The following is a 22,272-nucleotide window of genomic DNA, read 5'->3' on the forward strand; positions in this document are numbered from 1 at the left end:
TAGGTAGTGGAGAATTATTGTGGCGCAATCTAATCAATCAACAGATCTTGCTTTAGCTGGTGGCGGTATCGACCAAAACGATAGTGAAGAGCAACAAGAACAAAAGTCAGGCTATTTAAGTGCTCTTAATGGTGTTGATATATTACGTCAAGCAACACTGCTGATTGCTTTAGCTATTTGTCTTGCGATTGCAATTTTTGTGATTATTTGGGCAAAACAACCAGATATGCGACCACTTGGAAAAATGCCAACAGAAGAGCTTATCCAAACTCTCGACTTTTTAGATGCACAAAAAATTGAATATCAGCTCGATGGTAACGTTATTTCTGTTGAAGAAGGCGAATATCAAAGCATTAAATTATTAATGACTCGAGAAGGGTTAGAGCAATCCCCAAATTCTGGTACTGATATTATCATGCAAGATATGGGTTTTGGTGTAAGCCAACGTTTAGAGCGTGAACGTTTAAAGCACGGTCGTGAGCAACAGCTTGCACGAACTATTGAAGAACTAAAAAATGTTACCCGCGCCAAAGTATTACTAGCCATCCCAAAAGAAAATGTGTTTGCTCGTCGTGAGAAAAAACCATCAGCAACCGTTGTGCTAACACTTAAGCGTGGACGTATGCTTAGTAGTGAAGAAGTTGATTCTATTGTTGATATTATAGGTTCAGCGGTTCAAGGCTTGGAACCTGCACGAGTTACAGTTACAGATCAAAATGGTCGATTATTAAATTCTGGTTCACAAAGTTCACTTGCGTCACGCTCACGTAAAGAATATGAAGTAGAGCGCAAACGTGAGCAGGAATACCTCGAAAAAATTGATAGCATTCTAATTCCGGTACTGGGCTTGGGCAATTATACTGCGCAAGTAGATTTAAGCATGGATTTCAGTTCAATTGAAGAAACCCAAAAACGTTATAATCCTGATTTACCGGCAGTGAGAAGTGAAACAACATTTGAAGAAAGTAACATCGGTGGTCTTGCAATCGGCATACCTGGTGCTTTGTCAAACCAACCTCCTGCAAATTCAGACATACCAGAAGTAGCAGGTCAAGGCGGAGCTGGCTCAGGCACTTCACCAAGTCGTAGTCATAAAGAAGCAACAAGAAATTACGAATTAGATACCACAATTTCTCATAAACGTCAGCAAACAGGTGTGATACGTCGTATCAGTGTTTCTGTTGCGGTAGATTACTTAGCAACAGCAGGGGAAAATGGTGAAACGACCATGGTGCCTCGCTCAATCGAAGCGCTGTCAAATATTCGTCGTTTATTGCAAGGTGGTGTAGGTTTTGATTTACAACGAGGTGATGCGCTTGAAGTTGTGACCGTTCCTTTTGTTCGAGAGGAAATGGGGTTAGCGATTGAAGTACCAATTTGGGAGCAAAGCTGGTTTATGAAGATCGTTCGTTTAGTGCTCGGTTTCTTAGTCATTGTTGTGCTTATAATGGCCGTTGTTAAACCAATGCTTAAACGCTTAATCTACCCAGATGATACGCTTGAAGAGTATGACGATGACGCACTTAGTTCAGGTGTAGATATTGGAGACAATACGCTGGATATGCTAAATAAAGATTTTGATTCTGCTTCGGTTGGCTTCTCAAGTGATGGTACACTACAGTTACCAGACCTACATGGCGACGAGGACTTGCTCAAAGCTGTACGTGCCCTTGTAGCTAATGAACCTGAACTCTCCTCACAAGTTGTGAAAGCGTGGTTAACAGAAGATGACTGATCAAGACCAAGAACAAAAACAACTACCAACAGCGTTTGATGTTGATAAATTAGACGGTGTAGATAAAGCCGCAATCTTATTGCTGAGTTTATCTGAAGAAGATGCTGCGCAAATATTAAAACATCTTGAACCTAAGCAAGTTCAAAAAGTGGGTATGGCAATGGCTGCGGTAGATGACCTATCGCAAGCTAAAATCAGCGCAGTACATAACTTGTTTATAGAGCAAATCCAAAGCTTTAGCACGATAGGCTTCCAATCAGAAGACTTTATTAAAAAAGCATTAACAGCAGCCTTAGGTGAAGATAAAGCGGCAAGTCTTATTGATCAAATTGTAATGGGATCAGGTGCTAAAGGTCTGGATTCTCTTAAGTGGATGGACTCAAAGCAAGTTGCTAACATTATTCGCAACGAGCATCCGCAAATTCAAACCATTGTTTTATCGTATTTAGAGCCAGAACAATCAGCTGAAATATTAGCGCAATTCCCTGAAAAAGTGCGTTTAGATTTAACCATGCGTATTGCTAATTTAGAAGAAGTTCAACCAGCAGCATTGCAAGAATTGAATGAAATCATGGAGAAACAATTTGCTGGTCAAGCTGGCGCGCAAGCTGCGAAAATGGGTGGCTTGAAAGCAGCCGCTGATATTATGAACTACCTTGATACGAATGTTGAAGGTCAGTTAATGGACTCAATACGTGAGCATGATGAAGAAATGTCACAACAAATCCAAGATCTTATGTTTGTGTTTGAAAATCTAATGGAAGTTGAGGATCGTGGTATCCAAGCCATTCTTCGAGAAGTGCAGCAAGACGTATTGATGAAAGCAATTAAAGGCACAGATGAAGGACTGAAAGAGAAAATTCTGGGTAATATGTCTAAACGTGCGGCAGAAATGCTGGCTGATGATTTAGAAGCGATGGCACCTGTGCGAATAAGTGAAGTTGAAGCGGCACAAAAAGAAATATTATCAACTGCGCGACGTTTGGCTGATTCAGGTGAAATCATGCTCGGCGGTGGCGGTGGCGAGGAGTTCCTATAAACGATGAGTAACTCACGCTCAAATCAAGGTCGTCCGCTTCATGCAAGAGAAGCGGTTGATGAATTATTAGAAAATTGGCCAATTCCAGATGTAACGCAAGATACGCGTAAATATGATGGACGTTCAACTGCTTTTGGTACACCGCTTGCTGATCTGTATCGTAAAGAGCAACAAAGGAGTGAGCCAGAGGTTGAACCTGAAGAGCCTGAACTCCCTTCGTTAACGATGGCAGAATTAGAGCGTATTCGCCAAGACGCTTACGAAGAAGGTTTAAAACAAGGTCATGAGCAAGGCTATATTGATGGTTTTGAGAAAGGCGTCGGTGAAGGAAAAGAAGCAGGTTACAAAGAAGGCGTAGAGTTAGGTAAAACTCAAGGTCAAGAGGAAGTAAAGCCATTAATTGAAGAGCAATTAACAAGCTTGCGAAGTCTACTAGATAGTTTGAGTGAACCATTAGCTAAAGTAGATGACGCAGCTGAAAAACAGCTTGTGCAACTAGCAGTAATGCTTGCACAAGCGCTTATTTATCAAGAAATAAAAACGTCACCAGATATTGTTCTTCATAGTTTAAAGCAATGCATAGATGCACTGGGTACAGAGCAACCGAATATACGTATTCATTTAAACCCAGAAGACATAGAGCTTATTAAAAATAGTTACACAGAAGAGGCATTGGCAGTGAGTGGTTGGCAACTAATACCAGAGCCCACTTTAGAACGTGGTGGTTGCCAAGTTAAAACAGCACAATCATCAATTGATATGACAGTCAAAACCCGCGTCAAAGAAACGTTGGATAGCTTTTTGCATAGTAGTGGTATCTAAGTATATTACTGGCTTGCTATGAGTAGTCAATCGCGCCCTTTAAGTGAACGTTTACAAAAATATCAAAAGCATATTCACGTACCAGTCCCTGCGGTCGCAGGTATTTTAACGCGTGTTGTTGGTTTAACTTTAGAAGCAAAAGGCTTGCGCGCGCCAGTAGGTAGCCAGTGTAAAATTGAAACCATGCATGGTTTTGTTGATGCAGAAATTGTGGGTTTTAACGACCAAACATTGTATCTCATGCCTAATGATCACATCTCAGGGGTGCTACCTGGCGCACGAGTAATACCTCAAGTTAATGAAACCGGACTTCCAGTTGGAATGTGTCTACTTGGGCGAGTTGTCGATGGATTAGGCCGCCCATTAGATGGACTTGGTCCGATCAATGCTGAACATCATCTTAAATTTGCACAAAATTCGATAAACCCTTTATCTCGCAGACCTATCAGTCAACCGATGGATGTGGGGGTGCGTGCCATAAATTCAATTATTACAGTAGGGCAAGGCCAGCGAATGGGCTTGTTTGCAGGTTCTGGTGTCGGTAAATCAGTATTACTAGGGATGATGACCAGAGGGTCTGAGGCTGATGTGATTGTGGTTGGTTTAGTTGGTGAGCGTGGACGAGAAGTTAAAGAATTTATTGAGGAAATTTTAGGCGTCGAGGGACGAAAGCGCTCAGTTGTGGTTGCAGCGCCAGCCGACTCGTCACCTTTAATGCGTCTAAAAGGGTGCGAAAGTGCCGTCACAATCGCGGAGTATTTTCGCGACCAAGGGTTAAATGTTTTGCTATTACTTGATTCTGTTACGCGTTATGCAATGGCTCAGCGTGAAATAGCGTTAGCGGTTGGTGAGCCGCCTGCCACAAAGGGTTACCCACCATCAGTATTTGCGAAACTACCTGCCTTGGTTGAGCGCGCTGGTAATGGTGGCGAAGGGCAGGGTTCTATCACTGCATTTTTTACTGTGCTGAGTGAAGGCGATGATATGCAAGATCCTATTGCGGATGCTGCGCGCGCGATTTTAGATGGGCATATCGTACTATCGCGAGAGCTCGCTGACAGTGGGCATTATCCTGCCATTGATATTGAAAAATCGATTTCACGGGTGATGCCACAAGTTGTGTCTGAGCCACACATGCAGCAAGCTCGAGTACTTAAACAAGTTTATTCTATGTATCAACAGAATAAAGATATGATCACTTTAGGAGCATATCAAAAAGGTACGGACCAGATGCTCGATCAAGCTATTAATATGATGCCAAGAGTAAACGCTTTTTTACAACAAGGCATGAAAGATGTGATCAGCTATGACGAAGGTCTGCAAGGGCTGGCTCAATTATTAGGACAAGCATAATGACGAAAAATAAACTTGATTTAGTGCTTAGACTAGAAACTGAGAAAGAAGAATCACTAAGGATGAATTATCTGCAGGCGCAGCAACATCTGCAAAGTAATCAACAAAAGCTGCAAGGTTTGAATGACTTTCGGTTGGAGTATACGCAACAACTTCACTTAAAAGGTCAGTCAGGTTTAAGCAGTGCTGGTTTTAGTCAGTATCATGCCTTTATCGCAAAAATAGAAGAAGCAATACGCCAACAAGCAAATACTGTAAATACAGCAAAACAAGTTGTATCACAGCGACAAAGCCTATGGTTAAAGCAACAAATTAAAGCTAAGGCAGTAGCTAAATTAATAGAAAAACAGCAACTTAAAGCAAATGTTATTGCTCAAAAAAATGAACAGAAAATGTTAGATGAATTTTCGTCAAATCAATTTTATCAAAGGCGCCGCGCTTTATAACGAGTGCAGTAATAGTGAGGCTAAGTTATTTTCTGCTTTTTTTACCTTAGGCACATAACTTGCTTTATTTATCAGTGAAGTATTTATTCTGGCAAGCTGCGGCGGCAAGTTGCCACTTATTATGTAGGTGAATTATGGCGATTAGTGATCTATCAGTACTCATTTCAACTGAACAAGATGTCCAGCTAACTAAAAAGGGCAGTGAAGCCAAAGATCCGCAAAGTACAGCAAGTGATTTTTTTAGTCTTTTGCAAAATGCCAGCGGCCATGCTGATACATTAAAGGTGAAGGCTAGTCGAGCGACAGATGAAACAAAGGCTGACTCAGTTGAAGCTAAACCAAACTCGGCCGAAGAAAAACTTACATTAATTGAAAGCGATATACTAGCGAGCAGCGCTGAAAGTGATGATAAAGTAGATAGTTCTGGTGACGCTATGCTTGCTCATATAAATGCAGCTAATAGCATCGATACACGAGTTAATTCACCAAAAGTGGCCAATGCAAACTCGATTGGAAATTTGCTAGATCGCGCAACACATGAAAAATTTGATCCTTCAATCCCTTATATTAAAGCGCCTCGCCCGATTGACGATATTACACCTATTATTGAACCTGTACCCGCTGACGATACTAGTGAATTACTTGATCCTAGATTAGCCGTAATCAGTGGGAAGACTATCATTTCAGAGGCAATTGATAAGCAGTTGAATGTAAAGATAAATAAAGGACCAGGTGATACTGTTACGCCAATACCTGTTGAACCAATTGTTGGCGATATTCAAGAGAAAGGCGATGCAGCGCAAAGCGTGCCTGTTAACACAGCTCAAGGTGTAGTGAATAATGGCGAAGCAAATGTAATTAATACTACAACGCAAACTGCAAAAGCAGAACCGCAAATAACAGCAATAGGCACCAAAGATGCACCAACAGTCAGTGCTCAAGTAAGTAATGAAAAAGATGAATTGATTGAACGAAGAAAAACTCACAACTCAAATCAAGTTGAGACTAACACTGCTGACAATAAAAGTGGTTTAGTGCTTAAGGAAGATGCTAAGCCTATACCTCTTGATAAGTTACAAAGTACAGCGTCATTAGTATCCGAAAATAAAGCGACACAGACAGCTTCTATATTACCAAGCGATAAAACACAGAAAGTTGAAGTACCTAATAAAGTTGAAGTGCCTAATAAAGATAATAACGCAGCGGATAGACTAAATAACACATCTACAAATAACCTAGATAAACGCGTAATGACTAGCAACAATCTTACAAATACAGCGCAAGAAATTAAAAATCAGGTGGCATCATCTTCACAGTATTTAGTTAAGGAAGCAGCTATTGCGGATAAGGCAGCAAATATATTACCAAGTGATATTGAGATAGAAAAAGCAAGTAAAGCACTACTTAATAGCCAGTCAGCGACAGAGATAAAAAGTAACCCTGTATTAGCTAATCTAACAGATGAACAGCGTAAAACCCTTCAGAGTCAAGCTGCTGTGATAGTTGAAGAGGGGGTGACGCCGGCTAAACTTGATACCTTTAAACAATATATTACTGAGTTAGTAAACAAAAATGAAAAAGTAGCTCAAAATACAGTTGAAAAACCATTATTAATGTCGCAATCAGAAAAAGTAAGTAAAGAGCTTGATGTTGCGATTGGACAGTTAAATAATGCTGATAAGCAGGCCTTGAGGACTCAATTACAACAGTTTTTAGCAACGGCACAGCCAAAAGGCGCGGCATTAAATAATGTAACGGCGGTTATTGATAAACTTGATCAATTGCACGTGGCCGCGGACACTCAAAAATCAGAAAAAGTGATCCCCCCCCAAAGTGCTCAAGTTTTAAATAGTACAGCTGCAAGCATTGTAACAAGTCCAGAGGCTAGCAAAGCTCAGACTTCGCAAGAGGCATTGATTAAGTCAGTTACACAAGAGGCCGTAGTAAAATCAGAGACGCAACAAGCAGTGATAAAAGATGCATTGCTTGAAAGTCATAACAAAGAACAGGTTTTACCGCGAGAGTCAGCAGTAGGGCGTATCAATCAGTTATTTGGACAAATTACAGGGCAGGTCGCAACACTTGCAGCGCCAATAGCTGAAAGTAGTGAGCAGCGTTATCAGCAAGAAATTACAGATATGCAGGTTTTACAAGCTCAACAGGCAAGCCCAACGTCGCAAACAAAACAAGTGAACTTGGATCCAACATTACTCCAAGCATTAAACATAGTGAAAAGTGATGCCGCAAAATTATTGCAAGAGCGAGTGAGTGCCTTATTAAGTATCAATAATAAAGAAGCTGAGATTCGCCTTGATCCACCAGAAATGGGCAGCATGCAAATACGTATTCGCAGCGACGCAGAGCAAGCACAAATTAACTTTGTAGTACAGAATCAACAAGCTAAAGAAGCACTCGAACAATCAATGCCAAAATTACGAGAAATGTTAGCTCAACAAGGTATTGAATTAGGTGAAAGCAGTATTGAGCAAGGTAATAGCCAAAATGGATCTGGAGCGGATGAGCAATCGCAAAGTAGTCAGCATGCAAATAATCAGCAGAAAAATGAGAGTGAAAGTACATTAGCTGAGCAAAATACGAGAATGTCAGGACAACAATCGACATCATCAATAGATTACTACGCCTAACACCTGCTATTATAAAAGCATAAGAATAAATAACTTGATGGGCATACGATACTCGTAATATGCCCATTATTAAGGCATAGAGGAAACCATCATGGCAGAAGAAGCAAATTTAGAAATTGAAGATGGCGGTAAGAGTAAGAAAAAGCTAATAATTATTATTGCTGCTGCAGTGCTTGTTATTGGTGGTGCCGTTGGATTTTTCTTAATGTCTGGCTCTGATTCACCAGAAGAAACATTAGCTGAAGAAACTGTTACAACTCAAGAAGCTGAAAGTTCAACATCGGGGGCTTCTGTTGGCAGTGCTTTATATGTTGCAATGCCACGACCATTTGTATTTAACGTCCCAGGAGCTAGCAGAGACCGCATAGTGCAAATAAAAGTACAATTATTAGTACGTGGTGATGTAAATGAAGAAACAGCTAAAAAACATATACCCTTAATTGAAAGTACACTTTTGGGTGTACTTTCAACCACTACAGCTGATGAGTTAGGAACGAGCGAAGGTAAAGAAACGCTTCGCGTTGCTGCCCTTGATAAGGTGCAAGCGGCGCTCACTGATGTTGAAGGAAGCAAAGTTATTGAGCGGGTATTATTCACCGGCTTTGTGATGCAATAAGGGGTCAGCGTGAGCGATTTATTATCCCAAGACGAAATTGATGCCCTCTTACATGGTGTTGATGATGTTGAAGAGGAAGATATACAAGATGGTGAAGATGGTAGTGGTAATACACTCCAATATGATTTCTCCTCACAAGACCGTATTGTTCGTGGCCGCATGCCAACGTTGGAAATTGTTAACGAGCGCTTTGCTCGCCATATGCGGATCAGTTTATTTAATATGATGCGACGTACGGCAGAAGTATCCATAAATGGCGTGCAAATGATAAAGTTTGGTGAATATATCCACACTTTATTTGTGCCAACAAGTTTGAACATGGTGCGTTTTCGTCCTCTAAAAGGGACTGGATTGATCACCATGGAGGCACGGTTAGTATTTATTTTAGTGGATAACTTCTTTGGTGGTGACGGCCGTTACCATGCAAAAATAGAAGGCCGTGAATTTACTCCCACCGAACGACGTATTGTGCAAATGCTACTAAAAATAATCTTTGAAGATTATAAAGAAGCATGGGCGCCGGTTATGGATGTCTCATTTGAATATCTTGATTCAGAAGTAAACCCTGCTATGGCGAATATTGTGAGCCCCACAGAAGTGGTGGTAATAAGCTCATTCCACATTGAATTAGATGGCGGCGGCGGGGATTTTCATATTGCACTTCCATATTCCATGCTTGAACCTATTCGTGAACTACTCGATGCCGGTGTGCAATCAGATACAGAAGATACAGATCTTCGCTGGAGTAAGGCGCTGCGCGATGAAATAATGGATGTAGAAGTTGAAATGTCAACGCAACTACTTGAAGTTGATTTAACTTTAGCGCAAATTATGGAACTTAAAGCTGGCGATATAATTCCAGTTGAAATGCCTGAACATATTACTGTATTTGTTGAAGACTTACCTACCTATAGGGCGAAAATGGGTCGCTCTCGCGATAATGTAGCTTTACAAATCAGTGAAAAAATTAAACGTCCTGAATCAGTTAAATCAGAACTGCACGTCTTTACTAAAGGTGGCAAAAAACTTGATTCAGATGCAGAATTAGCAGAACTAGAAGATGACTTACACCTTTCAGATGGTGTAGATTTAGACTGGTAAAGAAATAGGGTTAAATGTATGAGCGATGACCAAGATACAATGGATGAGTGGGCTGCTGCGTTAGCTGAAGCAGAAGGCACCGATGATAGCGGCGATGCACAACTTGCTGAACTTGATGAGTTAAGTGATGCTAAGCATGAAATGAGCAGCGATGAAAAGCGCAAGCTTGATACTATTTTAGATATACCCGTTACAATTTCAATGGAAGTTGGGCGATCTAAAATTAATATTCGTAATTTACTTCAGCTAAACCAAGGCTCGGTTGTTGAACTAGATCGCGTTGCGGGTGAACCATTAGATGTACTCGTTAATGGTACCTTGATCGCGCATGGAGAGGTTGTCGTCGTAAATGATAAATTTGGTATACGCTTAACTGACGTAATAAGCCAGGTTGAACGGATTAAAAAACTGCGATGAGCAGTTGGCTTTTATTATCAACAGCGAGCAGCTCAGTAATACCGAAAGCTGCCGCTTCTGGCGATTTAATCTCGATGGTTATGTCATTAGTCATGGTGCTAGTATTGATAGTGATACTGGCTTTTTTGGTTAAAAAGCTCAACCCGAATATTGCTAACAGTGACGAATTTAAAATTGTGAGAAGTTTGCCACTTAGTACTCGTGAGCGGTTAATGGTGGTTGAAATTGATAATTGTCAGCATTTACTAGGGGTAACTCCTCATAGCATCAATTACTTACATAAACTCGAAACCCCGCTAACAGAAAAAGAGTTACCGGCATTAGTACAACGCTTTAGCAAGTTACTAAACCCACAATCGAATCAAAATAAAAAGAATCTATAATATGACTAAGTGGCTGCTTATTCTTCTTACCCTTGTTTTTGTGCCCTCTGTAAGTGCCGAAGGGATTGAAGCCCTGAACATCACTACCAATGCTGATGGTTCACAAGAATACTCTGTGACTTTGCAAGTACTTGCGATAATGACCGCCATGAGTTTTATTCCAGCGGCAATTATTATGATGACTTCATTTACTCGTATTATTGTTGTATTAGCTATTTTGCGTCAAGCAATTGGGTTGCAGCAAACGCCTTCAAACCAAATACTTTTAGGTATGTCACTATTTTTAAGTATTTTTATCATGGCGCCGGTTTATCAAAAGGTGAACGAGCAAGCGATTGAGCCTTATCTCAATGAGCAAGTAACATCCGTACAAGCCCTTGAGCTTGCAAAAGAACCAATGAAAGCATTTATGCTGTCACAAGTGCGTATTAAAGATATTGAGACGTTTGCAAAAATAGCCGGTTACGATAAATTAGATTCACCCGAAGATACACCATTAATAGTACTTATCCCGGCATTTGTCACCAGTGAATTACAGACTGCATTTATCATCGGTTTCATGTTCTTCATTCCTTTTTTGATTGTTGATTTAGTGGTTGCATCAGTATTAATGGCCATGGGTATGATGATGTTATCGCCAATGATTGTATCCATGCCATTTAAGATAATGTTGTTTGTACTTGTTGATGGCTGGAGTTTAGTGATGGGGACATTGGCAAAAAGTTTTGGTCTTGGCGAATGACAATGTTTATTAATAGAAGCGCTTTTAAATATTAAGAGGCTAGTATGGAACCAGAAGTATTTGTTGATATTTTAAGTGGCGCTTTGTTTCTTGTTATTAAATTAGTTTCGGCAATCGTTGTACCTGGTCTGATAATAGGTTTAGTCGTTGCCGTATTTCAAGCCGCAACGTCAATTAATGAGCAAACATTAAGTTTTTTACCACGTTTATTAATTACGATTAGCGCCCTGATCGTCGGTGGGCATTGGTTAACGCAAGAGTTAATGGATTTTTTTACACGCATGGTGCTGATAATTCCTGAAATTGCAGGTTAATATGGAATTTCCTTTTTCAGTAATAATTCAATGGCTCAGCGATTTTTTACTCCCACTAGTACGCATTAGCTCAATGATCATGGTAATGGCGGGTATTGGTGCAAAAAATGTCCCTACACGTATAAAAATGGGTCTTGCTGTAGTCATTACTTTTCTTGTTGTCCCAGTACTGCCCCCCGCTAGTTTCAATAATTTATTTTCATTTGAAATGGTTCTTGTGGTGATCCAACAAATGTTGATTGGGGTTGCAATTGGGTTTGCTTCGCTGCTTATGCTAAATACCTTTGTAATAGCAGGGCAAATATTGGCAATGCAAACAGGCCTTGGTTTTGCGTCGGTAGTTGATCCCTCAAACGGTATGAGTGTGCCAGCAGTAGGGCAATTTTATTTAATCTTAGCCACCTTACTCTTTTTTGTTTTTAATGGTCATTTAATGATGATTCAAATGGTGGTACATAGTTTTCAAGTATTACCAATAGATGGTACGTGGTGGGCGGTTGATCATTATTGGGATATTGTTACTTGGGGGGGCTGGATGTTTACCACTGCATTAGTTCTTTCACTTGCACCTTTAACTGCAATGCTTGTTATAAGTCTGTCATTTGGCGTGATGACCCGAGCAGCCCCGCAGTTAAATATTTTCTCAATTGGTTTTCCGTTTACATTGGTGGCCGGTTTAGTCATTATTTGGGCTACCCTTGGTAACTTTATGACTCAATTTGAATTTCAATGGTTAAAAATGGTTGAGCTAATGTGTACTTTAGTTGGTTGTTCCCCATAGGAGGCAGTGATGGCTGAAGATTCAGGTCAAGAAAAAACAGAAGAACCCACGGGTAAAAAAATTGATGAATCGAAAAAGAAAGGCCAAGTAGCCCGTTCAAAAGAGTTGGGTACCATGTTCGTTCTGATTTTTTCTGCAATCTCCTTATTAATGTACGGCCCTGATATAGGTAAAGGTCTGTATAATATTATGGGCCGAATGCTTAGTTTAAATCGCAGTGAAACATACGATACAACAAAGATGTTCTCTGTTTGGGCTGAAGTTGCCGATGCACTTGTTTTTCCAATGGCGATGTTTGTTTTTATTATTGTTTTAGCGGGTATTATTGGTAATACACTGTTAGGCGGCTTCAATTTTAGCTGGGAAGCTGCGGCACCCAAAGCGAGTAAAATGTCCCCAGCTAAAGGTATTAAACGCATGCTTGGGCCGCAAGCAGGAGTTGAATTGATTAAATCTATTTTAAAATTTACAGTGGTCGCCGGTTTTGCTGTTTTTTTGATTAATACCTTTTTTGATGAAATTCTACATCTGAGCATTGAGAGTGCGCCCGGGAACATTCTTCATTCTTTAGAAATTTTAGCGTGGATGTTTTTAGGACTCACATGCACCATGGCAATTATTGCAGCAATAGACGCTCCTTATCAAAGTCATACTCATCATAAACAACTTAAAATGACTTTACAGGAAGTAAAAGATGAATATAAAAACTCCGAAGGTGATCCGCAAATAAAAGCGCGGATTAGGCAAACTCAAAGACAAATGTCTCAACGTAGAATGATGCAAGATGTGCCCGATGCTGACGTTGTTGTTACTAACCCAACACATTACTCAGTTGCATTAAAGTACGACACAGAGCGTGCAGGTGCACCAATCGTGCTTGCTAAAGGTGTGGATGAGATGGCTATGCAAATTAGAAAAGTAGCATTAGGTAATGAAGTGCCAATTGTAGAATCCCCAATGCTTACGCGTGCGTTATATCATACCGCTGAGGTGGGCGATCAAATACCGGATCAATTATTTACGGCTGTAGCGCAAGTGCTCGCATTTGTCTTTCAGCTTAAGCGCTTTCAAAAAGGCCGTGGTAAACGCCCGACAAAACTTAATAAAAACCTCCCCATCCCCGATGCCTACAAGCATTGATTTTTAGTTATTAACCTATTTTAATAAATAATTAATAACTGGAATAGTTATTGCAAATTCCGTGTAGTGTCAATTTTTTGAAATTGTAGAATTATGGAATTTAAAGCTGTATTACAACAACTTAATAGAGATAAAAAAGAGTATTTAAAAGGTGTAGGTACCCCTTTACTGGTACTTGCTGCGCTGGGAATGGTGATTTTACCGTTACCGCCATTTTTACTCGATATTCTTTTTTCGTTTAATATAGCTTTAGCACTAGTTGTGTTATTGGTGACAGTTTACACCATGAAGCCAGTAGAATTTGGCATGTTTCCAGCTGTACTTCTTATTGCAACCATCATGCGTTTAGCGCTCAATGTTGCCAGCACTCGAGTTGTACTTTTAGAAGGCCATAATGGAGGCGATGCTGCAGGTAAAGTTATTGAAGCCTTTGGCTCCGTAGTAATTGGCGGAAATTACGCAGTTGGTCTAGTGGTGTTTTTAATTCTGATCATCATCAACTTTGTAGTAATCACTAAGGGTGCGGGCCGTATCTCAGAAGTATCTGCACGCTTTACCCTTGATGCAATGCCAGGTAAGCAAATGGCAATTGATGCTGATTTGAACGCAGGCTTTATAAGCGCTGAGCAAGCACGTGACCGTCGTGAAGAGGTTACTCGCGAGGCTGATTTCTATGGTTCTATGGATGGTGCCAGTAAGTTTGTAAAAGGCGATGCCATAGCCGGTATCGTTATTTTGATTATCAATATTGTAGGTGGTTTATTTGTTGGAATGATCCAACACGACTTAAGTTTTAGTAATGCAATGGAAGTATACACTTTGCTTACTATTGGTGACGGCCTAGTTGCTCAATTACCTTCATTACTCCTTTCAATTGGTACGGCCATTGTAGTAACCCGTCAAAATGAATCGCTCAATATGGGTGATCAATTTAAGAAACAACTTGGCAATGAAAAGTCACTATTTATCGCCTCAGGCATTTTGATTGTAATGGGCTTAGTGCCAGGCATGCCACACTTTGCATTTTTAAGCCTTGGTGCACTACTGGGGTATTTAGCATATTACACTCAACAAAGTAAGATCAAAGCCGCAGCGGTAAAAGAAGCTGAAACAGCGAATGGTGGTGCATCAGGAACAGGTGTTGCAAATAAAAAAGAGCAAAAAGAACTTAGCTGGGATGATGTTCAGCAAGTCGATGTTATTGGTTTGGAAGTGGGCTATCGTTTAATTCCGCTCGTTGATCAATCACAAGGTGGTGAGCTACTAAATCGAATTAAAGGTGTACGTAAAAAGCTTTCTCAAGAGTTAGGGTTTTTGGTACCGCCAGTACACATTCGCGATAACTTAGAATTAGATCCAAACGCATACAGAATTACTCTGATGGGTGTTTCAAGTGGTGAGGGGGAGCTTAAACATGGTGACGAGTTAGCGATTAACCCGGGACAAGTGTTTGGAGCGATTAAAGGGATTGCGACGAAAGACCCTGCTTTTGGTTTAGATGCAGTTTGGATTAAACCCGATCAAAAAGATGAAGCGCAATCATTAGGTTACACCGTTGTCGATGCTGCCACTGTCGTCGCGACCCATATTAGTCAACTACTTACAAATAGTGCAGCTTTACTACTTGGCCATGAAGAAGTACAAAATTTACTTGATATGCTAGCTAAGAGTCACCCTCGTTTAGTTGAAGGTTTAGTCCCAGATGTATTACCGTTGACAACAATCGTTAAAGTTTTACAAAATTTATTAAATGAAGGTGTCGCAATACGCGATATGCGTTCAATAGTACAAACCCTAGTAGAGTATGGCCCACGTAGCCAAGACCCTGATGTATTAACGGCTGCAGTGCGAATTTCACTGCGTAGATTAATTGTTCAGGACGCTGTTGGTATGTCATCAGAAATCCCTGTCATAACCTTGGCGCCTGAGTTGGAACAGATGTTGCATCAGTCACTACAGAATGCAGGCGACGAAGGTGCCGGAATTGAACCAGGACTTGCAGAGCGACTTCAGCAATCATTAAATGAAGCGCATCAAAATCAAGAAATGGCCGGTGAACCTTCGATATTGCTAACGTCAGGAATGTTACGCACTGTGTTATCTCGTTTTGTTAAGTACACCATACCAGGGTTACGGGTGATGTCTTATCAAGAGGTACCAGACGAAAGACAGATCAAGATTGTCAGCTCAGTAGGCCAATAATCGGATTTTAAAGGGGTTGAATTATGAAAATTAAACGTTTTTTTGCTAAAGATATGCGCACGGCACTTAAAGAAGTAAAAGATGAACTAGGTGTTGATGCGGTTATTATGTCAAATAAAAAACTTGCGAACGGTGTTGAAATCGTTGCCGCTGTTGATTATGACAAAGCAGCCCCAAAAGCGCCTGAAGCAAAACCAGCTATTGCGCAGGCACAAACAAATTCAAACTTTGTAAAGCCAGCACCACAGCGCTCTCAGCCTGAACCACAAGCAAAAGTTGCAGATAGCTTGCAAGCATTGTTAGAGCGTCAAACACCACGTCCACGCTCACCTGAACTTGCATCAATGTTTAGTCAATCTGGATTTGATACAGGCAGCCAATACCAAGAACAAAAACACAGTGCTCGTCAACACAGTGAAGTAAAGCCTAAACAAGATTTTTATCATCGAGATACCGCGCCAGTGTCACGCCCACAAACTCAAGCTCATAGCTTAGGTTTTGATGACGACTTAGACCGTGATTTTGATGATCTAGATACCTCAATGCCTACTAAAGAGGTCGCAAAAACAGATGAGATAACAGCAATGCGTGATGAAATGGCCGCAATGCGTCAGTTGTTAGAGCATCAAGTATCAGGTTTAATGCAGCAGGATATGGCTCGTCGTGACCCAACAAGAGCATGCATGATAGATCGCTTGATAGGTATGGGGATTGATAGTGAAGTTGCAGACCAAATGGCATGCTTTATTCCTGACGATGTGTCACGTCAACAAGCATGGCAAGCCTTATTGCAAATGATTGAAAATCAGATGCATACAACTAATAATGAAATATTACATCAAGGTGGTGTATTTGCATTAGTAGGTCCAACAGGGGTTGGTAAGACGACGACAGTTGCAAAACTTGCTGCGTTGGGTGCACAAAAGTATGGCGCTGATAAAGTGGCACTGATCACAACTGATACATACCGTATTGGTGCATATGAGCAATTAGCTACATACGGACGTATTATCGGCTGTGGTGTTAAGCAAGTTAAAGATGCTAATGAATTAGCTGAAGTTTTATACCATTTACGAAATAAGCGTCTAGTATTAATAGATACGGCGGGAATGAGTCAGCGTGATTTACGTTTAACAGAGCAATTAAACACCTTAATGCGCAATCAAAGAGTTGATATTCGCAATTACTTGGTGCTTAGTGCAACAGCGCAAATTAACGTTTTACAAGAAACCGTAAGACACTTTAAAAAAGTACAATTAAGTGGCTGTATTTTCACCAAATTAGATGAATCACTAAGTTTAGGTGAGATAATTAGTATAGCGATTCAAAATCGCCTCCCAATAGGGTATCTTACTAATGGTCAGCGAGTCCCTGAGGACATCCGGGTGGCTAATGCAGAGAAATTAGTAAAAAAAGCTGAACAATTGTATTTAAAAAGAACAAAAGCACAACATTCGCGACGTCAAGCAGTAGCGTCAAGCACAGTAGGGATGTATGATTAACACAGTATTAGATCAAGCAAGTGGCCTGCGTAAAATGAGTCAAAACAATAATAACGGCGTTAAGGTTATCGCTGTCACTGGTGGTAAGGGAGGCGTTGGTAAAACAAACGTTTCACTTAATACTGCGATTGCTTTGGGTCAACTCGGAAACAGAGTATTAGTATTGGATGCCGATTTAGGCCTAGCAAACTGTGATGTGATGTTAGGATTACGTGTTGAGCGTAACTTGTCTCACGTATTGTCGGGTGAATGTGAGCTCGATGAAATTTTAGTTGAAGGCCCCGCAGGGATAAAAATAGTCCCCGCTACCTCCGGCTCGCAGAGTATGGTTGAATTATCGCCATCAGAGCATGCCGGTCTTATTCGTGCCTTTAGTGAGCTAAATACCGAATTTGATATATTAATTGTTGATACTGCAGCCGGTATTTCAGATATGGTGCTCAGTTTTTCGCGCGCCGCACAAGATGTGATGGTTGTCGTATGTGACGAGCCCACTTCAATTACTGATGCCTATGCGCTTATTAAAATATTAAGTCGTGAACACGGCGTATACAAGTTCAAAATAGTCGCTAATATGGTACGCAGTATACGTGAAGGTCATGAGTTATTTGCAAAGTTATCTAAAGTCACAGATCGTTTTTTAGATGTGTCGATGGAACTAGTTGCAACGGTGCCTTATGATGAAAATATGCGAAAGTCTACGCGCCGTCAAAAAGTAATCGTAGAGCTGTTTCCTAGCTCACCAGCTGCAATTGCATTTAAAACACTCGCGACAAAAGCAGTAAAATGGCCTATACCTAATCAACCATCTGGCCATTTAGAATTTTTCATAGAAAAATTAGTAAACGGCTAATTATGACGGCATCGGTGAATAAAGCGATGGGATATCAATCTACACAGAACTTAAATGTGATTGTTGAGCGCCATGCTTCATTAGTCAAAAAAGTGGCGTGCCATTTAATTGCTCGTTTACCACCAAGTGTACAGTTGGATGATTTAATTCAATCAGGAATGATTGGTTTAATTGAAGCCTCGAAAAACTTTGACGCCACTAAAGGCGCCAGTTTTGAAACATTTGCAGGTATTCGTATTCGTGGTGCTATGCTTGATGAAATGAGGCGTGGTGATTGGGCTCCAAGATCGGTGCATCGCAATAGTCGTATGGTTGCAGAAGCGATATCAGAGTTAGAAAGTGGACTTAATCGTGAACCAAAAGATATTGAAGTTGCTGAAAAACTTGATATTACGCTAGATGAGTACCATCATATTCTTAATGATGTGAATTCTAGTAAAATACTAGGTATTGAAGACCTTGGTGTTGATGAAGATGTAATTACACCAGTTGGACATGATTTAGCACTAGATAAGCCTTTTAATAATGTTAAAAATGATAAGTTTAATCAATCATTGCTAGAGGCAATAAAGTCTTTACCAGAACGAGATGGTTTAGTGCTATCGCTTTACTACAATGATGAAATGAATTTAAAAGAAATTGGGCACATACTCGATGTAAGTGAATCGCGTGTGAGTCAGATACATGGTCAGGCGATGATTAAGCTTAAAGCAAAAATCAATGACTGGATAAACTAGTAGTAAGTAAATATAGGTTCAGACCTCACCGGAGGATGTTTTGGATAAAAACATGAAAATTCTTGTTGTTGATGACTTTTCGACGATGAGACGTATTATCAAAAATCTGTTAAGGGATTTAGGTTTTACTAATGTGCAAGAAGCTGATGATGGCTCAACAGCTTTGCCGATGCTGCAAAATCAAGAGTTTGATTTTGTTGTGACAGACTGGAATATGCCTGGAATGCAAGGTATTGATTTGCTAAGAGCAATCAGAGCGGATGATACGCTTAAGCATATTCCAGTGTTAATGGTAACCGCAGAAGCTAAAAAAGAACAAATTGTAGCTGCTGCACAAGCCGGCGTTAACGGCTACATCGTTAAACCATTTACTGCAGCAACACTAAAAACCAAATTGGAAAAAGTGTTTGAGCGTTTAGGTTAAATAAAGAGGAGAGGCTTATGTCAGCACCTGCTGCGCCTCAGATCAGTTTAGAGCAAGCCCGTCAGCTTGTGGTTTACTTAGAAAACGGTGAACAAGACAAAGCTGATCAACTAATTCTAGATGCGGCGTCAAAAGAGCAGTCAGAACTTTTTGCAGAAGTTGGTAAGTTAACTCGCCAACTTCATGATGCGCTGAAAAATTTTGAACTCGATACACGTCTAGCTGATTTAACCACCGAAGCCTTACCGGATGCTAAACAGCGGCTCAATTATGTTATGGAAATGACAGAAAGTGCTGCTAATAAAACGATGGATGCGGTAGAGGCTAGTTTACCTATAGCTCAGCAACTAGCAGATGAAATTTCACATATCAAACCCACATGGGATCGTTTGATGAACCGTGAAATTGAATTGGGCGAGTTTAAAACGCTCTGCCATAGCTTAGATAAGTTTATGAATAACTCGCATTCTAAGACTGATGAATTACAAGGTCTAATGACCAATGTATTGATGGCACAAGATTATCAAGATTTAACTGGGCAAGTAATTCGCCGTGTTATTGAACTTGTAAGAGAAGTTGAAGATAGCTTAATCCATTTGCTTACTGCATTTGGTACCCATGATGATGGCGACACTAAAGTACAACAACAAGCCATTGAAACACCGCCTGCTGAAGATACACTTGCAGGTCCTGAAGGGCCAATAATTGATAAAGAATCACGTGATGATGTTGTCTCAGGACAAGATGAAGTTGATGATTTGTTATCAAGCTTGGGTTTCTAAGAGGAGAAGACTGCATGAGCTTTGAAGTCGATGAAGATATTTTACAAGATTTTCTAGTTGAAGCTGGAGAAATTCTTGAGCTTTTATCAGAACAGCTAGTAGAACTTGAAAATAACCCTGATGATACCGAGTTGCTCAATGCAATTTTCCGTGGATTTCATACGGTTAAAGGCGGCGCCGGTTTTTTAAGCATGACCGAGTTAGTTGATGCTTGTCATGGTGCAGAGAATGTTTTTGATTTGTTACGCCAGGGTGTTCGAAAAGTAAATTCTGAGCTGATGGATGTTATCCTACAAGCATTAGATACTATAAATGAGATGTTCGCTACAATTCAAAGTAGAGAAAAGCCGACCCCTGCTGATCCTGAATTATTAGCGATAATGCATAGATTGGGGCAACCGCCCACAGCTGATGAAGAAAGCGCCATCGAAGTTACAGAAGCACCAGCTGAAGTAAATGATGAGTCAGCTTCAGCTTCAGGTGACGATCCATTTGCATTTGATTTGTTATTTGATGGACAAGTAGATAGCCCGCAAGCCGATACACAAATTGATGATATATCGGAAGATGAATTTGAAAATTTGCTTGATGAACTTCATGGCAAAGGACAAAGTCCGATAATATCAAGTACGACGGCAAGTAGTGCTAATAGTAGTGATATAACCGATGACGAGTTTGATAATTTATTGGATGAATTACATGGTGTAGGTAGTTTTGGTGCTGTTAGTAATGATATTCCGGTCAGCAAACCTGAAGCACCAAAAGACCCAATAGCACCGGTAAATAAACCCGTGGTAAGTCAAACCGATGATGAAATCAGTGATGATGAATTTGAAGCATTACTTGATGAATTACATGGTAAAGGCAGTGCTCCAAAAGCGACAGAAGAAGCACCTATTGCAGCGGCTACTCCAAAAGTAGCACCCGCAGCACCTAAAGCTGCTGCTCCTGCACCAGTTTCTAAGCCAGCACCAGTGAGTCAGCCTGCAAAAGTTGCTGATAAACCAGCTGCGGTAGCTAAAAAACCAGCACCAACGCAAGCAGAAACAACAGTTCGTGTTGATACTAAGCGCCTTGACCAAATAATGAATATGGTCGGTGAATTAGTATTGGTTCGTAATCGTTTAGTAAGCTTAGCAACAAATACTGATAGCGAAACTATGGGTAAAGCTATCTCTAATCTCGATGTCGTTACGGCTGATTTACAAGGTGCCGTAATGAAAACCCGAATGCAGCCGATTAAGAAAGTGTTTGGTCGTTTCCCACGAGTTGTAAGAGATTTAGCGCGTAGTTTGAAAAAAGATATAAACTTATTACTTGTTGGTGAAGAAACTGACCTAGATAAAAATCTAGTTGAAGCTTTAGCTGACCCATTAGTGCATTTAGTACGTAACTCTGTTGACCACGGGATTGAAATGCCAGACGTGCGTGAAGCAAGTGGTAAATCTCGAACAGGTACAGTCACACTTTCAGCTTCTCAAGAAGGCGATCATATTTTACTGACCATCAAAGATGATGGCGCAGGAATGGATGCAGAGAAACTTAAAAAGATCGCGATTAATAAAGGCGTGTTAGATCATGATCAAGCGAGTCGATTATCTGATACTGAAGCCTATAACTTAATTTTTGCACCAGGCTTTTCTACCAAAGAAGAGATTTCAGATATATCAGGGCGTGGTGTTGGAATGGATGTGGTGAAAACCAAAATCACGCAGCTTAATGGCTCCGTTAATATCCAATCGGAATTAGGTGTTGGCACTATACTTGAAATCAAAGTGCCGTTAACTTTAGCGATTCTACCCACATTAATGGTGGTAGTTGGTGAGCAAACATTTGCTTTACCTTTGGCCGGTGTAAATGAAATATTTCATTTGGATTTAACTAAAACGAATGTGGTTGATGGTCAGTTGACTATTATCGTTCGTAAGAAAGCGATACCGCTGTTTTATTTAGAGCATTGGTTGGTCAAAGGGGCTGATAGATCATTACGAAAAGCACAAGGCCATGTGGTTATTGTGCAAATCGGAACTCAGCAAGTTGGTTTTGTGGTGGATTCTTTAATAGGCCAAGAAGAAGTAGTAATCAAGCCATTGGATGCTTTATTGCAAGGGACACCTGGTATGGCTGGGGCAACAATTACCTCAGACGGTGGTATCGCCTTGATTTTAGATGTTCCTAATCTATTGAAGCATTACGCAGGATAACCATATATTTATCTTAATACGGGAGTCTAAATTA

At 40.5% G+C, this 22,272-nt stretch carries 21 protein-coding genes; all 21 read left to right on the forward strand.

Going from position 1 to position 22,272, the window contains the following annotated elements; genetic code table 11:
- Nucleotides 1-19 precede the first annotated feature (19 nt).
- The 21 genes from fliF (at nucleotide 20) to HJP15_RS04725 (ending at nucleotide 22,238) form a co-directional block, all read left to right on the forward strand.
- A complete protein-coding gene (fliF, locus tag HJP15_RS04625) occupies nucleotides 20-1,735 on the forward strand; it encodes a flagellar basal-body MS-ring/collar protein FliF (protein WP_054203315.1) in 1,716 nt (571 codons plus the stop codon).
- Nucleotides 1,728-2,774 (forward strand): flagellar motor switch protein FliG, encoded by a 1,047-nt coding sequence (gene fliG / locus HJP15_RS04630; RefSeq protein ID WP_054203314.1) that lies wholly within the window; start codon nucleotides 1,728-1,730, stop codon nucleotides 2,772-2,774. The genes fliF and fliG overlap by 8 nt, the downstream gene beginning before the upstream one ends.
- A 3-nt stretch (nucleotides 2,775-2,777) precedes the next feature.
- The gene (fliH, locus tag HJP15_RS04635) at nucleotides 2,778-3,596 is read left to right on the forward strand and encodes a flagellar assembly protein FliH (RefSeq protein WP_054453884.1); all 819 of its coding nucleotides are present in this window, start codon (nucleotides 2,778-2,780) and stop codon (nucleotides 3,594-3,596) included.
- Between the two features lie 18 nt (nucleotides 3,597-3,614).
- Nucleotides 3,615-4,949: a flagellar protein export ATPase FliI gene (gene fliI / locus HJP15_RS04640; protein ID WP_054203312.1), complete on the forward strand. Its 1,335-nt coding sequence runs from the start codon at nucleotides 3,615-3,617 to the stop codon at nucleotides 4,947-4,949.
- Nucleotides 4,949-5,395, forward strand: coding sequence for a flagellar export protein FliJ (gene fliJ / locus HJP15_RS04645; RefSeq protein ID WP_054203311.1), 447 nt, complete (start codon nucleotides 4,949-4,951; stop codon nucleotides 5,393-5,395). Before fliI ends, fliJ begins: the two co-directional genes overlap by 1 nt.
- 134 nt (nucleotides 5,396-5,529) lie before the next feature.
- Nucleotides 5,530-8,040 carry a flagellar hook-length control protein FliK gene (locus HJP15_RS21835; protein ID WP_249365791.1) on the forward strand — a complete coding sequence of 837 codons (2,511 nt, stop codon included), beginning with the start codon at nucleotides 5,530-5,532 and terminating at the stop codon, nucleotides 8,038-8,040.
- Nucleotides 8,041-8,131: 91 nt separating this feature from the next.
- Nucleotides 8,132-8,656: a flagellar basal body-associated protein FliL gene (fliL, locus tag HJP15_RS04655; RefSeq protein ID WP_054203309.1), complete on the forward strand. Its 525-nt coding sequence runs from the start codon at nucleotides 8,132-8,134 to the stop codon at nucleotides 8,654-8,656.
- A gap of 9 nt (nucleotides 8,657-8,665) precedes the next feature.
- Entirely contained in the window at nucleotides 8,666-9,757 is a 1,092-nt protein-coding gene (fliM, locus tag HJP15_RS04660; RefSeq protein ID WP_054203308.1) for a flagellar motor switch protein FliM, read from the forward strand.
- 18 nt (nucleotides 9,758-9,775) lie between these two features.
- Complete coding sequence (gene fliN, locus HJP15_RS04665) at nucleotides 9,776-10,174, forward strand: flagellar motor switch protein FliN (protein WP_054203307.1); 399 nt, start codon at nucleotides 9,776-9,778, stop codon at nucleotides 10,172-10,174.
- The gene (fliO, locus tag HJP15_RS04670) at nucleotides 10,171-10,557 is read left to right on the forward strand and encodes a flagellar biosynthetic protein FliO (protein WP_054203306.1); all 387 of its coding nucleotides are present in this window, start codon (nucleotides 10,171-10,173) and stop codon (nucleotides 10,555-10,557) included. The genes fliN and fliO overlap by 4 nt, the downstream gene beginning before the upstream one ends.
- A gap of 1 nt (nucleotide 10,558) precedes the next feature.
- Nucleotides 10,559-11,299, forward strand: coding sequence for a flagellar type III secretion system pore protein FliP (gene fliP / locus HJP15_RS04675; protein WP_054203305.1), 741 nt, complete (start codon nucleotides 10,559-10,561; stop codon nucleotides 11,297-11,299).
- Between the two features lie 44 nt (nucleotides 11,300-11,343).
- Entirely contained in the window at nucleotides 11,344-11,613 is a 270-nt protein-coding gene (locus HJP15_RS04680; RefSeq protein ID WP_054203304.1) for a flagellar biosynthetic protein FliQ, read from the forward strand.
- Nucleotide 11,614: 1 nt separating this feature from the next.
- Nucleotides 11,615-12,394, forward strand: coding sequence for a flagellar biosynthetic protein FliR (fliR, locus tag HJP15_RS04685; RefSeq protein WP_170173164.1), 780 nt, complete (start codon nucleotides 11,615-11,617; stop codon nucleotides 12,392-12,394).
- 9 nt (nucleotides 12,395-12,403) lie between these two features.
- Entirely contained in the window at nucleotides 12,404-13,534 is a 1,131-nt protein-coding gene (gene flhB / locus HJP15_RS04690; RefSeq protein ID WP_064435373.1) for a flagellar biosynthesis protein FlhB, read from the forward strand.
- A 93-nt stretch (nucleotides 13,535-13,627) separates the two neighbouring features.
- Nucleotides 13,628-15,736 (forward strand): flagellar biosynthesis protein FlhA, encoded by a 2,109-nt coding sequence (flhA, locus tag HJP15_RS04695; RefSeq protein WP_054203301.1) that lies wholly within the window; start codon nucleotides 13,628-13,630, stop codon nucleotides 15,734-15,736.
- A 23-nt stretch (nucleotides 15,737-15,759) separates the two neighbouring features.
- Entirely contained in the window at nucleotides 15,760-17,238 is a 1,479-nt protein-coding gene (gene flhF / locus HJP15_RS04700; protein WP_170173165.1) for a flagellar biosynthesis GTPase FlhF, read from the forward strand.
- A complete protein-coding gene (locus HJP15_RS04705; protein ID WP_054203299.1) occupies nucleotides 17,231-18,091 on the forward strand; it encodes a MinD/ParA family ATP-binding protein in 861 nt (286 codons plus the stop codon). Before flhF ends, HJP15_RS04705 begins: the two co-directional genes overlap by 8 nt.
- Before the next feature lie 26 nt (nucleotides 18,092-18,117).
- On the forward strand, nucleotides 18,118-18,828 hold the full coding sequence (locus tag HJP15_RS04710) for an RNA polymerase sigma factor FliA (protein WP_054203478.1): 711 nt from the start codon (nucleotides 18,118-18,120) through the stop codon (nucleotides 18,826-18,828).
- Between the two features lie 40 nt (nucleotides 18,829-18,868).
- Nucleotides 18,869-19,252, forward strand: coding sequence for a chemotaxis response regulator CheY (gene cheY, locus HJP15_RS04715; protein ID WP_054203298.1), 384 nt, complete (start codon nucleotides 18,869-18,871; stop codon nucleotides 19,250-19,252).
- 17 nt (nucleotides 19,253-19,269) lie between these two features.
- On the forward strand, nucleotides 19,270-20,034 hold the full coding sequence (locus HJP15_RS04720; RefSeq protein ID WP_054203297.1) for a protein phosphatase CheZ: 765 nt from the start codon (nucleotides 19,270-19,272) through the stop codon (nucleotides 20,032-20,034).
- 14 nt (nucleotides 20,035-20,048) lie between these two features.
- Nucleotides 20,049-22,238, forward strand: a complete 2,190-nt coding sequence (locus HJP15_RS04725) for a chemotaxis protein CheA (protein ID WP_170173166.1) — start codon at nucleotides 20,049-20,051, stop codon at nucleotides 22,236-22,238.
- Nucleotides 22,239-22,272 lie beyond the last annotated feature (34 nt).

It is taken from the genome of Pseudoalteromonas sp. NEC-BIFX-2020_002, assembly GCF_013002825.1.
GTDB lineage: Bacteria > Pseudomonadota > Gammaproteobacteria > Enterobacterales > Alteromonadaceae > Pseudoalteromonas > Pseudoalteromonas neustonica.